At 41.9% G+C, this 13,907-nt stretch carries 15 protein-coding genes; 12 read left to right on the top strand and 3 right to left on the bottom strand.

The window, feature by feature from the left end; genetic code table 11:
* Window positions 1–150: 150 nt before the first annotated feature.
* Window positions 151–1,062 (bottom strand): hypothetical protein, encoded by a 912-nt coding sequence (locus tag T541_RS20025; protein WP_051538309.1) that lies wholly within the window; start codon window positions 1,060–1,062, stop codon window positions 151–153.
* Window positions 1,063–1,180: 118 nt separating this feature from the next.
* Entirely contained in the window at window positions 1,181–2,086 is a 906-nt protein-coding gene (locus T541_RS0116155) for a LysR family transcriptional regulator (RefSeq protein WP_026653640.1), read from the bottom strand.
* 242 nt (window positions 2,087–2,328) lie between these two features.
* Here T541_RS0116155 and T541_RS0116150 point away from each other — a divergent pair, with 242 nt between their 5' ends.
* The 10 genes from T541_RS0116150 (at window position 2,329) to T541_RS20015 (ending at window position 11,629) form a co-directional block, all read left to right on the top strand.
* Window positions 2,329–3,591 (top strand): ABC transporter substrate-binding protein, encoded by a 1,263-nt coding sequence (locus T541_RS0116150; protein ID WP_026653639.1) that lies wholly within the window; start codon window positions 2,329–2,331, stop codon window positions 3,589–3,591.
* A gap of 19 nt (window positions 3,592–3,610) precedes the next feature.
* Complete coding sequence (locus T541_RS0116145) at window positions 3,611–4,483, top strand: branched-chain amino acid ABC transporter permease (RefSeq protein WP_026653638.1); 873 nt, start codon at window positions 3,611–3,613, stop codon at window positions 4,481–4,483.
* Window positions 4,484–4,501: 18 nt separating this feature from the next.
* The gene (locus T541_RS20020) at window positions 4,502–5,572 is read left to right on the top strand and encodes a branched-chain amino acid ABC transporter permease (protein ID WP_051538308.1); all 1,071 of its coding nucleotides are present in this window, start codon (window positions 4,502–4,504) and stop codon (window positions 5,570–5,572) included.
* The gene (locus tag T541_RS0116135; protein WP_242840795.1) at window positions 5,499–6,293 is read left to right on the top strand and encodes an ABC transporter ATP-binding protein; all 795 of its coding nucleotides are present in this window, start codon (window positions 5,499–5,501) and stop codon (window positions 6,291–6,293) included. The genes T541_RS20020 and T541_RS0116135 overlap by 74 nt, the downstream gene beginning before the upstream one ends.
* Window positions 6,287–6,988: an ABC transporter ATP-binding protein gene (locus T541_RS0116130; RefSeq protein ID WP_026653636.1), complete on the top strand. Its 702-nt coding sequence runs from the start codon at window positions 6,287–6,289 to the stop codon at window positions 6,986–6,988. Before T541_RS0116135 ends, T541_RS0116130 begins: the two co-directional genes overlap by 7 nt.
* 49 nt (window positions 6,989–7,037) lie before the next feature.
* Complete coding sequence (locus T541_RS0116125; protein WP_026653635.1) at window positions 7,038–7,955, top strand: carbon-nitrogen hydrolase family protein; 918 nt, start codon at window positions 7,038–7,040, stop codon at window positions 7,953–7,955.
* 18 nt (window positions 7,956–7,973) lie between these two features.
* A complete protein-coding gene (locus T541_RS0116120; RefSeq protein WP_026653634.1) occupies window positions 7,974–8,606 on the top strand; it encodes an AAA family ATPase in 633 nt (210 codons plus the stop codon).
* 195 nt (window positions 8,607–8,801) lie between these two features.
* The gene (locus T541_RS0116115) at window positions 8,802–9,899 is read left to right on the top strand and encodes an acyltransferase family protein (RefSeq protein WP_026653633.1); all 1,098 of its coding nucleotides are present in this window, start codon (window positions 8,802–8,804) and stop codon (window positions 9,897–9,899) included.
* A gap of 63 nt (window positions 9,900–9,962) precedes the next feature.
* A complete protein-coding gene (locus T541_RS0116110; protein WP_026653632.1) occupies window positions 9,963–10,394 on the top strand; it encodes a helix-turn-helix domain-containing protein in 432 nt (143 codons plus the stop codon).
* Window positions 10,395–10,621: 227 nt separating this feature from the next.
* Window positions 10,622–11,629 (top strand): hypothetical protein, encoded by a 1,008-nt coding sequence (locus T541_RS20015; protein ID WP_034467655.1) that lies wholly within the window; start codon window positions 10,622–10,624, stop codon window positions 11,627–11,629.
* Window positions 11,630–11,702: 73 nt separating this feature from the next.
* Here the strand turns inward: T541_RS20015 and T541_RS0116100 are convergent, their stop codons facing one another.
* A complete protein-coding gene (locus T541_RS0116100; RefSeq protein ID WP_026653631.1) occupies window positions 11,703–12,122 on the bottom strand; it encodes a hypothetical protein in 420 nt (139 codons plus the stop codon).
* A 271-nt stretch (window positions 12,123–12,393) separates the two neighbouring features.
* Here T541_RS0116100 and T541_RS0116095 point away from each other — a divergent pair, with 271 nt between their 5' ends.
* Window positions 12,394–13,359 (top strand): ABC transporter ATP-binding protein, encoded by a 966-nt coding sequence (locus T541_RS0116095; protein ID WP_026653608.1) that lies wholly within the window; start codon window positions 12,394–12,396, stop codon window positions 13,357–13,359.
* The coding region (locus T541_RS0116090; protein WP_026653607.1) for an ABC-2 family transporter protein at window positions 13,356–13,907 on the top strand (552 nt) is incomplete at its 3' end. The genes T541_RS0116095 and T541_RS0116090, both read left to right, overlap by 4 nt.

Raw genomic sequence — 13,907 nt, 5'->3', positions numbered from 1 at the left:
TACAGGCTTAACCTCTTGGCTGCATAAAAACAGCGTAGCAGCCATAAACTGCTACGCTTAAAAAGTCTAACTTTTGGGGGTCACCTCACGGTTCTATCTGACTCCTTTTTAGGAGTCAAGTAGAACCGTCCCCGTTGTCTTATCTAATCTTTACCTTCTCCTCGCAGCCTGCCTCTTAGCCGCAATCTCCGCAAGCCTCTTACTAAGCTGCCCGTAAATGAAATCCTCCTCGCCATCCTTCACAAGATAGTACAGGTAAGAATCGATCACAAGACTCTGTGGAAGTCCGCGCCCCACAAGCTTGAAATTCCTAAAGCCCATATCGATGTACTCCTGCATCTGATCCTTGGAAATGAACGCCGGCTTGTTCTTGCAGTCCTCAAAGCTCTTTTTCTCCTGACGATTAGGGCAGGCAAAAGGCTTAGCCACCTCAAAGTAAAGCTGCTTGCGGGCCTCGTCCTTGTAGTGATCAAGACGCTTTGGACAATCCGGGAAACAGATCTCATCCACCAGAATCTCCACACGGTCCGCCACTGGACGCAAACTCTCAAGCACTTCCTTGTTGTGATTCATGTCATAGTCCAGAACCACCATGAAATAGTCCTTTTCAAGCTCCTTATGCAAAAGAGCTGGATCCTTGATCCTCTTAGTTGTGGAAGAAATATACTTGAAATTCGGGTAGTGCTCCCTGAGGTAATCCTCCAGAACCTGCGTATTTACAAGCACCTGGTTATCCCCAGTGTTAGCAAGATTCATCACAAGATTGCAGAACGTGTCATTGCAGTGTTTCTCCTCAATCAGAGGATTGGTCCAGGTGAAACGCACCGGGACATGCTTGCCATTAAAGAGCTTAAGCGTATACTCAATCTCGTTCTTAGGACAGAAACCCAGAACAGTCCTGCCTCCGTTCCATATTGCTCCCGGAAAAGTGCCATAAACACTCCCTACGCGATAATTGTCGTTAAAAGAATTTGGATACTCCCGAATAAGGTCGATGATAGTTGCATTCAGATCTCTGAATACACTAAAACCTGGCAAATGCCAGTAAATATAGTCTTTCATTGTAGCCCCCTGTAAACTTTTTACCCCACACACATTATACTATATTGCGCACGAAAGAGCTATGAACGTTATATCGTTCAAATTCGCATATTTACTGGAGTCGACTAATCTAGAACCCTTACATCTTCATCTTCAACTCATTCCCCATGCCCTCAAGCCAAGAATAGGCGAAATTCTTAAAAGCCATAGCTGCTTCATTCAGCGGAGAATCTGAGTTCCAGCATACATAAGTGTTCCAGGTAAAAGAGGGATCGTCAAAAGGAACGATGACGGTTCCAGGATAATTGAAACTATTGGCTTCGCTAAGGAAAGACTGTCCGATACAGTTGTTCATGGAAGCCCGCTGATGATTAAACTGGAGCTGATCAGACTCATATATGATGGCAGGCTTAACACCAGAAGCCTGAAGCCTTCTGACAAACTGACGATAAGTATTGCTACGGTGGGATATAAGCGCAAGCTTCTCCCCCTCCAGGTCAGAGAAAGACAGAGACGCCTTGGAGGCAAGAGGATTAGCTTCATTGACCACGGCAACAATGGGAATTCTTTCAAAAATCGAAGTACTAATCCGGTCATCCTTGATAGGACCGCTCATGATTGCAAGATCGCACTCGTGAGCAAGGAGCTTTTGCTTTATCAGGCTGTCTGGACTTTCGTCAAACAACAGATCTACATTGGGATATTGTTCATTAAAACTAGTGAGGAAATCTAGTGAGAGAAAAGACAAAATTCCAGAAGTGAACCTTACTCTAAGCACACTAGAGAGCCCAAGGTTTTGCATTTCATCTACAGTATCATTATAGGAATCAAGTAGCGGCCTCATTCTGCGGTAAAAGAGATCTGCCTCAGAAGTGGCCACAATACCCTGATTATTTCTTTTAAAAAGAACTACAGACAGCTCTTTTTCCATGCGCTGAATAGCCTTGGCAAGGCCCTGAGGGCTGATGAACAGCTCCTTGGAAGCCTGACTTAGACTCCTGCTATCATATACCACAAGAAATGTTTCAATATCCCCTATCGTCATAATACTTCTCCATTCCCAAAAAAAATGGCGCCCCTTTCAGGACGCCATTGTCATTTAGAAGATATTAACAAAAAGCGTCCGTAAATTCAATAACGTTTAAACCAGAAGTTTAAGCGAACTTCAACCATCTGTTTATTTTCAAACTCTGCAGAAAGGATATACTTACAACTAACAAAGGCGAAGGTGCTGAACAAGAGTAAGCATCTTTGCCTTTTACTTTTTAGACGTAGGAGGATGGAATTATGAAAAAAGGAATCTTTTCAAAAGCGATGGCAGTTATAAGCGCAGCAGCAATGCTATTTACAACAGCATGTGGCTCTGGAACAGCCCAGGCAAGATCTGTTGATGGCGACACCGTAAGAATCGGATGGATTCATGATCTTTCTGGAAATAACGCTGGATCTTCAGCAGTTGTATCCACTGCCATTGAGATGGCTACAGAGGATATCAACGCAAGAGGCGGAGTCCTTGGCAAGAAGCTTGAAGTAGTCAAAAAAGATGGCGCTTCAAACACCCAGAACTACTCAGATGCAGCCAATGAACTGGCATATAACTCAGATGTAGTTGCAGTCTTCTCGTCAGGAACCTCAGCTTCACGAGAAGCCATCAGAGGAACCTTCGAAGAAGCCAAGCTTCCTTACTTTTATTCATCACTCTATGAAGGCGGTGTAGCCTCAGATTACAACATCTGTACAGGCCAGACACCGGAACAGAACGTTTTACCGATTCTTGAATATATCCAGGCTAACAACCTTGGTACAAAGATCTATCTGGTGGCAGCAGACTACAACTTTGGTCAGATCTCAGGTGAATGGCTTACCAAATATGCAGAGGAGATGGGATTTGAGATTGTAGGAAGTGAATACATCCCACTTGATGTAACACAGTATGGATCAACTATTACTAACATTATAGATTCAGGAGCAGAGATTGTTTGGTATGACCTGGTAGGATCAGCAGCCCTTAGCTTCTATGAGCAGTATTACAACGCTACAAGTGGTCTTGACAGAGACATCCTTTTAACAGGCGGAACACCACTTATTTCCGGTGAGCTTAGCTCCGTTGACCCTAAGTATCTGGAAGGAATCCTTGTTTGCTCAGTTTACTTTGAAGGCATCATCACAGAGGCTGCGGATTTTGAAAAAAGATATTACGAAAAGAACTCAACAGGTATCACCGATGCAGCTATTACAGCATATGCTTCAATGATGATGTGGGCAAATGCCTGTGAGATCGCAGGAAGCTTTGATTCAGACGCAGTCATGACCGCCATCAACTCAGGCAAGGTTTCAGGTGACAGCGGAATTGGTTCAACAATCTCAATCGATCCTAAGCAGCATCACTGCAACTTCAACATGTACCTTTGTCGGATGGGAAAAGACAAAAAGATGGAACTTATAGAAACCTATGAAGATGTAAAACCAACATATCTTTCAAGCATTGGAATTGACCTTAGCACCTTAGGAGAAGCTCCAAACAAGCAGTTCACACCACTTGACGACTAATAACAGGAGGTGACCTAAAATGTTGCAGATGATCTATAACTTCTTAGAAAGCTTTGCATATATATCACTTGCAGCAATCGGAATGTCAATTGTATATGGAATTACCGGCATAACCAACATGGCACAGGGAGAGTTCATGCTGATAGGAGCATTGGTGGTCTCGTACCTGTGTGGAGTGGCCGGCATTCCATTCATAATAGGAATCGTTCTTGCAATGGCTGTCACCGCCATTGCAGGGATAATCCTGGACAGACTGGTTCTTGTAAGACTTTACAATAGACCTGGTGATTCACTTGTATGCACCTACGGTGTATCCATTGCACTTATGCAGGTGGGCACAATCCTTACAGGCGTTGGAGCACCAGCAGTTCAATCACCCTTTGGAACATTGGTGGTAGGTAACAGATCCTACTCAGTTTATAAGATCCTTTTAATTGCGATTTCTTTTATTCTGTTTGGCCTTTTGTACGTGGTCTTTAACAAATCCAGATTTGGTCTTCATGCAAGAGCAACCATGGAGAAAAGAGAAATTGCAGCATCTCTGGGAATCAACGTCAGCAAGATGAATATCCTGGTAATCGTACTGGCATCAGCATTAGGTGGTCTTGGAGGAGCTTTGTATGCACCAACAATGTCAGTTACAGGAACCTACGGATCTAACTTCCTTACACATGCATTTGTAGCAATGATCATCGGCGGATCCAATCCCCTGGTTGGAACATTGATGGCAGCAGGGCTTCTGGCAGTTGTGGAAAGCTTTCTTTCCCTTTACTTTGGAGCCTTCATTGGAAGAATTGGAATGTTGCTGGTGGCCATAGTCATCATAAGACTCATCCCAGGAGGATTCTCCGGACTTGTTGAGAGAATGATGGTAAGGCTTAGAAAAAGGTAATCTTTGGGAGAAATGCTTATGTTAAAAAAACTAAATATAACAACGGAAAACATAATAGCAGCTATTTTCTGGATGATCTGCCTGATCTACCCATTTACACATAATCCTTACTACGTTAACAACTTTACTTATTATTTCATAATGATCATCTTCATGATGAGCCTGTATGTTTTATGGGGATTTACAGGTATCTTCAGTTTTGGTCAGGCAGCATTCTTTGGGGTCGGGGCCTATGCCTACGGTATTATAAGCAAAACTTCTCCTGGAAACCAGGCAATCAGGCCCCTTGCTCTCCTAGTTGCAGTGGCGGTGTGCTTCTTATCTGCCTTAATACTTGGAACATTTATCTATTACGGTCACATAAACGCAAGCTTCATTGGAATCATAACCTTCTGTTTGTCGCTGGTTCTTCAGACCTTCATGACCCAGACATCAGGAACAGAGTGGCAGATCCTGGGAGTTCCACTTGGAGGATACAACGGACTTAATGATATTCCAGTTCTTTCAGTATTTGGGATCTCTTTTCAAAAACAGAGCATGTACTTCCTTTGCTTTGCAGCTTCATTTATCTTTTACCTGATCTTTAGAAGAATGCAGCACTCCCGCACAGGATACACACTCTTTGGAATCAGAGAAAACGCAGAAAGAAGCGAACTCTTCGGATATGACACAACGCTTATCAGCACCATCGTGTTTGCTGTAGGCGGCGCAATTGCAGGATTTGCAGGAGTTCTTTATGCATCCTGGAGTGGATACATTGTTCCATCTACACTGGGAACCTCAATATCTTTTATCGGAGTAATAATCATCGCCCTGGCTGGTAGATACAGCATTACAGGAGCAACAGTGATAACCCTTTTATACTGCTGGCTCACAAGATTCATGGCTTCCCAGGGAAGCTCCTATTCGCAGATCATACAGGGAATCGTGCTGGTACTGATCATGCTGTTCATTCCAAGAGGAATCGGCGAGACCATCTTTAGCTTTGGAGATAAATTGCTGGAGGGAATTATATATGGAAAACAGAGACATGTATCTAGAAAAAGAAATTACGAAAAGCAGGGCAGCTACGCCGAGCAGGAGCAGTGATAATCTTTTATCCATAAAAAAGATCACGAAGAATTTTGGTGCAATTTCAGCAGTTTCTGATTTCTCTATGGATATCAAAAAAGGCGAGATTCACTGCCTTATCGGACCAAACGGAGCGGGCAAGACCACTGTATTCAAGATGATAACAGGAGTGTATCCTCCAACTTACGGCAAGATCTACCTTAAGGGAAAAGACATTACTACCATGAATACATCTAAGAGAATGAAACTTGGAATGTCAATAAAGATGCAGGTTCCAGGCGTATACTCGGAGCTTACCCTTCGTGAAAATATAAGAATTGCAGCTCAAAATTTTGTTAAGGAAAAAGATATTGAGAAAGAGATAGACAGACTTATCGATGTGGTGGGAATAAGAAATCTTGGAAATCCACTGGTGAAGAACATGAGCCATGGACAGCAGCAGTGGCTTGAGATCGCCATGGCGCTTGCTGCTAAGCCAGATCTTCTTCTTTTGGATGAGCCGGCAGCAGGACTTGGACCAGATGAGACAGAGTTTACAGCCAAGCTGGTGCTTGATCTTAACGCTAAGGGCATGACAATCCTGTTCATTGAACACGACATGAATTTCGTAAAGAGAATCGCCAAAGATGTGACAGTTATGCACAACGGCAAATTCTTCGCAGAGGGAAGCCTCGACGAAATCCTTAGCAACAAAGAAGTAGCAGAGATCTATCTTGGAAAGGAGGCCCAGGCATGTTAAGTACCAAAAAGCTTGTATCCGGATATGGAAAAGTGCCGATCCTACATGGTGTCGATTTTGAGATAAACGAAGGCGAGGTCGTATCCATCATTGGAAGAAATGGAGTTGGAAAAAGCACCTTCATCAAAACCGTCATCGGCCTCAATGGCGTAATGGATGGCACAATTGAGTACCTTGGCAATAACATAAACAAAAAAAGACCCTTTGAAAGAGCATGGCTGGGAATGGGCTATGTTCCTCAAGGACACATGGTCTTTCCTAACCTTACAGTTAAAGAAAATCTGGAAATGGGAGAACAGATTAGTAAACAGGGACATTCAGATGACAAATATACTTTTATCTATGACTATTTCCCAATCCTGAAAGAAAGAAGAAATCAGAAGGCAGGCACCATGAGCGGTGGTCAGCAGGCCATGCTTTCAATTGCAAGAGTCCTTACCGGAGATCCTAAGCTGATTCTTTTAGATGAACCTACAGAGGGAGTTCAGCCCAACATCGTTGACTCCATCGGAGATATCATCCTTAAGATCAACGAGGAGCTGGGAGTGGCGATTCTGCTGGTGGAGCAGCATTTGGGACTTATACAGAGCGTTTCACAAAGAGGATACGCCATGGATAAGGGTAGGATCGTGGACAGCCTTTCAAGAGAACAGATAGATAACTACGAGTACATCAAGAAGTTCCTGGCAATTTAATACGCGCAAACATAAGTCAAAATATATTAGGAATTAGGAGGAGAAAGCTATGAAGAACGTAATCAAGATCAGCACTGTGAATTTTCACCCAACCTGGGGAGAGAAGGAGGACAACCTTGACAGAATGCTTGGAATTATAGAGGCAAGCGCAGCAGAGGGAGCTAATCTTATCGTATTTCCAGAGATGGCTCTTACAGGCTATGACGAGGAAGTGACTGAGGTTCCTTTCAAGGAAAAGATGCAGTATAAGCAGGCAGAAACAGTTCCTGGAGCATCATCAAAGGCAGTGGGAGAGCTGACTAAGAAGCTGGGAGTATATGTGGTCTTCGGTATGCCTGAGCTTGATAAGGATGACCCTGATACAATCTACAATTCAGCTTGTATCTGTGGCCCTGAAGGCATTATTGGAAGTTACCAGAAACTCCACCTTCCTTACCCTGAATTTCACTGGGCAACAAGAGGTAAGAAGCCATTTATCTTTGATACACCTTGGGGACCTGTGGGAGTTGCCATCTGCTATGACTCCTACTCATTCCCAGAACTTACAAGATATTACGCAGCAAAGGGCTGCAGAATCAACATTAACATCACAGCCTATGCTAAGTGCCATGGCGATACCCTGGCAAGAGCTACGCTGGAGGCATATTCAGCAATCAATGACCTCTACATCGTATCTTCGAACCTGGTTGGCGTCGATGTGACCAACGACTTCTGGGGCGGCTCAAGTATCCTTGGACCATCCATCGAGGACTTTGGCTTTAGCTACTACGCTGGCTATCCATTCGCCGATCCAAGAGGCATGCAGCCTGCAGTTTACACAGAGACTATCGATCTTGGCATTGCAACCCGTAAGATCTTTGAGCCTAATGAAGGCATTGGCGGAAGATGTGATTACAGGCCAGAGATTTACAAGCTTCTGTGCGAAGATCTCCTCAAGGATCCTAAATTCTCAGGAGAAACTGCTTAACAGATCGGAGGTACAGCCATGAGTGGTTACGTGATCACGATAGCTCGAGGCTACGGCAGCGGCGGAAGCCATATCGCCCACAAACTATGCAACGAGCTTGGAATTAAATACTTCGATAATGAAATCCTGGACAGGGCATCGGAGATCAGCTCCATCAACGAGCACTATTTCTACGAAGCCAACGAGAAGATCAAGAAAGGCATACTATCCCTGAAGAGTAACAAAGGACACTACACAGGCACCACGTACTCAATAAACGACAGGCAGTACCTTTCTAACGAGAACCTCTTTAACTACCAGGCCAAGGTTATTAAAGACATCGCTCTTTCTGGCAAGGAATCCTGTGTGATCGTGGGAAAGGCAGCCAACTATATCATCGGAAGCCTTAGTAACGTCCTGACAGTCAACATCCAGGCCCCGCTTCAGTACTGCATCGGCAATATTACTGAACGCCTTTTGGTCAACAAGAACGAGGCAAAAGAGCTAATTCAGACAACAGACAGTTATCGCCGGGACTATTACAAGTACTACACAGGCGGAATCTGGGATGATCCCAAGGAATATGACCTATCTATCAATACGGCTTCCTGTGGCGAGGACTACGCAGTCAAGATCATCACTGACTACCTTAAACAAAAGGGCATGATCTAAAAAATATGACCAGCTTTTGCTCATACGAGTAAAGGCTGGTCTTTTGTTATGTCCTGTAATAGCTCAAATTCCCCCTGTTCGCAACAAAATTTAACATCTCGCGTTACAAATTGTTAACAACAATTGATAGACAACTGTCGATATAACGTCTACACTTTTATTGATGTTAAAAATATTAGCAAAGGTGGGATAATTATGAGAAAGACATACCTGGACAATATCAGATGGATAACAGTAGTCATCGTGGTTATCTACCACGTGATCTACATATTCAACGGCGTCACAACCTACGGACTCCTGGGCCCATTAAGTTCATTCCAGCCTCAGGACGCATATCAATATATCGTATATCCATGGTTCATGGTGCTGTTATTCGTAGTCTCTGGAATGTCTGCTAGGTTCGAACTTGAAAAGCGATCAGGAAAGACTACATTATCTGAACTAGACAAGGGCACAGAAAAAGCATTCCTAAAATCAAGAACAAGAAAACTCCTGGTGCCTTCAACCATCGGCATCCTTTTGTTCGGTTGGATCATGGGCTACTACAACATGATCATCAGCGATGCTTTTGCTTCAATGAGCGATGTTCCTAAGGTAATCCTTTTCCTCATCATGGACGTCAGCGGCACCGGCGTATTGTGGTACATCCAGATGCTTTGGATCTTCAGCGTGCTACTACTACTGGTTCGCAAGATCGAAAAAGACAAACTATACAACCTGTGCGCAAAAGCAAACGTTCCAATTCTTCTGGCCCTGACCATCGTAATCTATGGCGCAGCCCAGATCCTCAACACCCCGGCAATCGTGGTTTACAGATTCGGCATCTACGGCGCAGCCTTCTTTATCGGCTACTTCGTCATGTCCCACGATGAAGTCATGGACAGAATGCAAAAGAGCTGGCTCCTACTGACCATCCTTGCAGTGGCCTGTGGAGTTGCGTTCCTCATTATGTTCTGGGGCCAGTCCTATCCAGACCACTCTGTGCTCGACACCCTCATGTGTAACGTCTACACATGGCTCGGAACCTTAGGCATTCTCGCCTTCATGAAGAAGTGGGGCGGCTTCACCAACTCCTTTAGCACCTGGATGGGCCGTAAATCCTGGGGACTTTACATATTCCACTACCTCTTCATCGCATCCAGCGCTTGGTATCTGCTCCTTTACGTACCTAACATGCCACCCCTGGCCATTTACCTCATCGTTACCTTCTGCGCATTTGCCGGCTCCTTCATCCTGGACACAATAGTCCGCAAGATCCCATTCGTCCGCTGGTGCGTACTGGGAATCAAGTGATGCTGAATTGAAACGGATACTGAACTAAAGAGATAAATCACAAATCACACAAGGAGCACACCCATGAGCTTTGCAGACAACCTGATAGAACTTAGAAAACTAAACAAAATGTCCCAAGAGGAGCTTGCCGATAAAATCGGCGTCTCCAGACAGACATTGTCCAAATATGAGACAGGAGAATCCCTTCCCGATATCGAGAAATGTAAACTCCTGGCAGATACCTTCGGCGTCTCCATGGACGACCTCATTTCATTCGATAAGAACGATAGCGAAGAGGGCATGGGCCTTAACGTTCCACCCAAAGGCAAGCACATCTTTGGAATGGTCAAAGTCGGCGACAAAGGCCAGATTGTCATCCCCGCCAAAGCCCGTAAAATCTTCGACATCAACCCCGGCGACAACCTCATCGTCCTGGGCGACGAAGGCCAAGGAATCGCCCTCATCAAAGAGAAAGGCCTCCTAGACCTCTTAAATCAAGCAAAAGAGATGATGTGATTTTTTTGTATCTTTACACAAAAATCAGGATGTGATATCTTATCAAAAGTATTCTTTACATGCATAGTGTTCTTGGCGTTTCGCCAGACTATTCCCATGATAGATTATTTTTGACGTTATTGCTTTATGATTTGTAGTTATGTCTCGCTAATCTTGGAAGTATCTTGTTTTCTGACCCTATGTATGTTTGGAATCACCAAAAACATATATTAGGAGGACCAAGAAATTTGGAAGAAGAACAGTTATTAAAAAAGAAAGCAGACCCTATCTATTCAGATACCGCTTATGACGATGCTTTCAAGACTATGGAGGGAAAATGTGATGATTTGGTAATTCCCTTCGTTAACCATATGTTTAATGAGAAATATGGTAAAAAAGCAGTTATCAAAAGACTTAGAAATGAGCAGTTCATTGAGTGTGAAAATGCCGTTGATGAAAAGAGAATAACGGATTCTAGTTTCGAAATAACAGACAATGACATCACCAAGAAATATCATATCGAATGTGAAAGCAAAAAGTATGATGGATCGATATTGGTAAGGTTGTTTGAGTATGATTCATCAATAGCACTAAGGTCCGGAGAAGGCAAAGAAAGAATGCTCAAAGTGAAGTTCCCTAATACGGGACTTCTAGTGCTAAGAACATCTGGGAATGAACCAGATAACGCAACAATTGAAATAGAGATGCCAGAGGGCGATTCGGTTTCTTACACCATTCCTATAATAAAAATGTCGGACCTGACCATAGACGAAATATTTAACAAACAACTATATATGTTGATTCCATTTTATATCTTCAACTATGAGAGCCAGTTAGTTGAAATAGATAAGAATAAAGAGAGCATAGAAGAGTTCATTGATGTGTTTAGGAATATTTTCGATAGGCTAGATAAAGAGCTTGAAAGCGGCAACTTGTCAGCCCTTTCCCGCAGTGCTATCATAAAATTAACATACATCGTATCGTACAAACTCACAATGAAAACGGATAACATTCAAAAGGAAGTGGGTGATTTTATGGGTGGAAAAGTACTCGATTTACCTGAGTTTATGATATTTGATCAAGGCAAGGAAGTAGGCTTGGCAGAAGGTGAAGCTAAACGTCAGGCGTTGGCAGAAGAGCGCGATAGTATCGCGGAAGAGCGTGACAGTATCGCAGAAGAACGTGACACACTTGCAGAAGAAAACGCCAGACTTAAAAGAGCTCTTGAAGAAGCAACAAAAGGAAAAGTAGAATAACTATTCAAAATAGCATATACATAATTCCAACCACAAAAGGAACAGCCCGCGCTGTTCCTTTTTTTCACAATCATCATGTAAATATCACCATGGCCCCAATCACCACTACCCCTAGCACCACAGCAATCACCGTCGAAATCAGTGATATCTTGATCCTTTCAACCGGCGCATCCGACAAAACCTCGTGACACGCCGTCTTGTCATTCACATGAACCTCAATGGGATCCCCCGGCCGCAGCTTGTCATTCACCGTCACAACCTCCGCCACCAGCTTCTCCCCATGATAATCATAGGAAACCTCATACTTCCAGTAGTAGGTGCCGCGCGTGTGTCTCGTAGGCTTCTGATACAGAACCTTCTCGATAAACCGCTCCACCCGGCCATCAAACACCGACGCCCTTCGATACTTGATCGCACATATAATATCCCAGATATAATTCCCACCGCTTATTACAATAATGAGAAACCAGAAAACCAGGACAAGAAACCCCATAAAAAGACTCATATGTTACTATTCACAGTTAATTGCGTAAGATGTTCTTTATTTTTTCTATCATGAAGATTACAATATTTCTGTTTGCATTTGAACCAATTCCAGCATGTAAAATATCAGAAAATGAAATAAAAGCTAACTTAGCAACTTTGCGTGATTTTTTTGTTAGGCACAACTTGAATCCTGATTTAAATATCATTTGCAAATCAGAAAGTAGTGGTTATACGAGACAAGAAGTAATTAAATATTTTGTAGAAAATAGGATAAATATATGATTGAATGTAAAAATGTAAGTTATAAATATGAGACGTTTGAAAAAAAAGCGGGTCTAAAAGGTTCAATTTTGGATTTTGGTAAAAGGGAAAAAAAAGAAGTAACTGCACTAGACGATATAAATTTAAGTATTGTCGAAGGTGATATTATTGGAATACTAGGCCCCAATGGGGCCGGAAAAACAACTTTAATTAAGTTGCTTACTGGAATAATCAAACCTCAGCAGGGAACAATTGACAGTTTAGGGTGCAATCCATTTTCTAAAACTCCAAATTATTTATCACAAATTGGAGTTGTTTTAGGACAAAAGACACAGCTGATTTGGGATTTACCAGCGTTTGAAACTCTTAAAATGCTTCAAGCTATTTATAATGTTTCGAATGCTTCTTTTTCGGTTCGGTTAAAGTACTTGACAGAAAAACTTCAGATAGCAGATAAACTTTTCATACCAGTCAGAAAACTATCATTGGGTGAAAGAATAAAATTTGAGTTAGTTTGCTCAGTGATTCATTCTCCTAAAGTATTGTTTTTAGATGAACCGACTATTGGGGTAGACATTGTGAGTCAATATGCTATATATGATTTCTTGCATGAATTGAATAGTAAGGAAAAAACAACTATTATCCTAACAAGTCACTATATGAATGATATAGAAAAAATGGCTAATCGCATAGCAGTCATCATCAAAGGTAAAATAGTTAAAGAATCGACGATTGATGAAATTAGAAAAGAATATAGTACCCAAAATTGCTATATTATAGAGACTAAGGAAAATAAGATACCATTTGATGCAAAAGCATATAGAATTGAGAGAATTGAAAGTTGTAAATATAAATTATATTTGAATGAAGATTCCGAAAACATTCTAAATAATGTAAATATATCCAATATTGTCTCAATCAGGGAGGAAGTACCAAAGCTTGAAGAAATTATATTTAAGATGTTTACACAGGAGAACCAATGAATAAGTATCTAAGAATTTTATATAGTCAAATCAGTTCACAGTTGATATATAAATTTGATACTTGTGTCAAGTTGGCGTTAAAAGTTATGCAAATTTTGACAACTGTGTTTATTTGGAAAGCGATATATATATCAAATGAATATAATTATATCGGTGAGTATTCGTATAACAATATGATTATGTATATTATATTGGCAAATGTAGCTAGTGTTATTTTTTCTTTTGAACCTTGTTTTAGGTTGGGGACTCTAATACATTCTGGAAAACTTACAACTTTATTGTTAAGACCAATACATTTGCTTTATGAAAGTTTTGCCAGATATATGGGAAGTAAAATTTTAGAGGTTACAGTATATTTGATTTTGGCATTTTTTATGATTAATGCTCAAGGAGCAGATATCTTGTATGTGTTTTTTGCATTAATTTTTTTGCTATTAGCCTTTTTAATGTTTTTCATGTGTGTTTCAGTAATCTCAACAATAGGTTTTTGGATTATACAAATGTGGCCGTTAAGATCAATATTAACTGCTATTTATCTACTTATGGGA

It is taken from the genome of Butyrivibrio proteoclasticus P6B7 (assembly GCF_000622085.1).
Lineage (GTDB): Bacteria > Bacillota > Clostridia > Lachnospirales > Lachnospiraceae > Butyrivibrio > Butyrivibrio proteoclasticus_A.
Note: the sequence above shows the minus strand (reverse complement) of the source record. Positions and strands in the feature narration are given on the sequence as shown.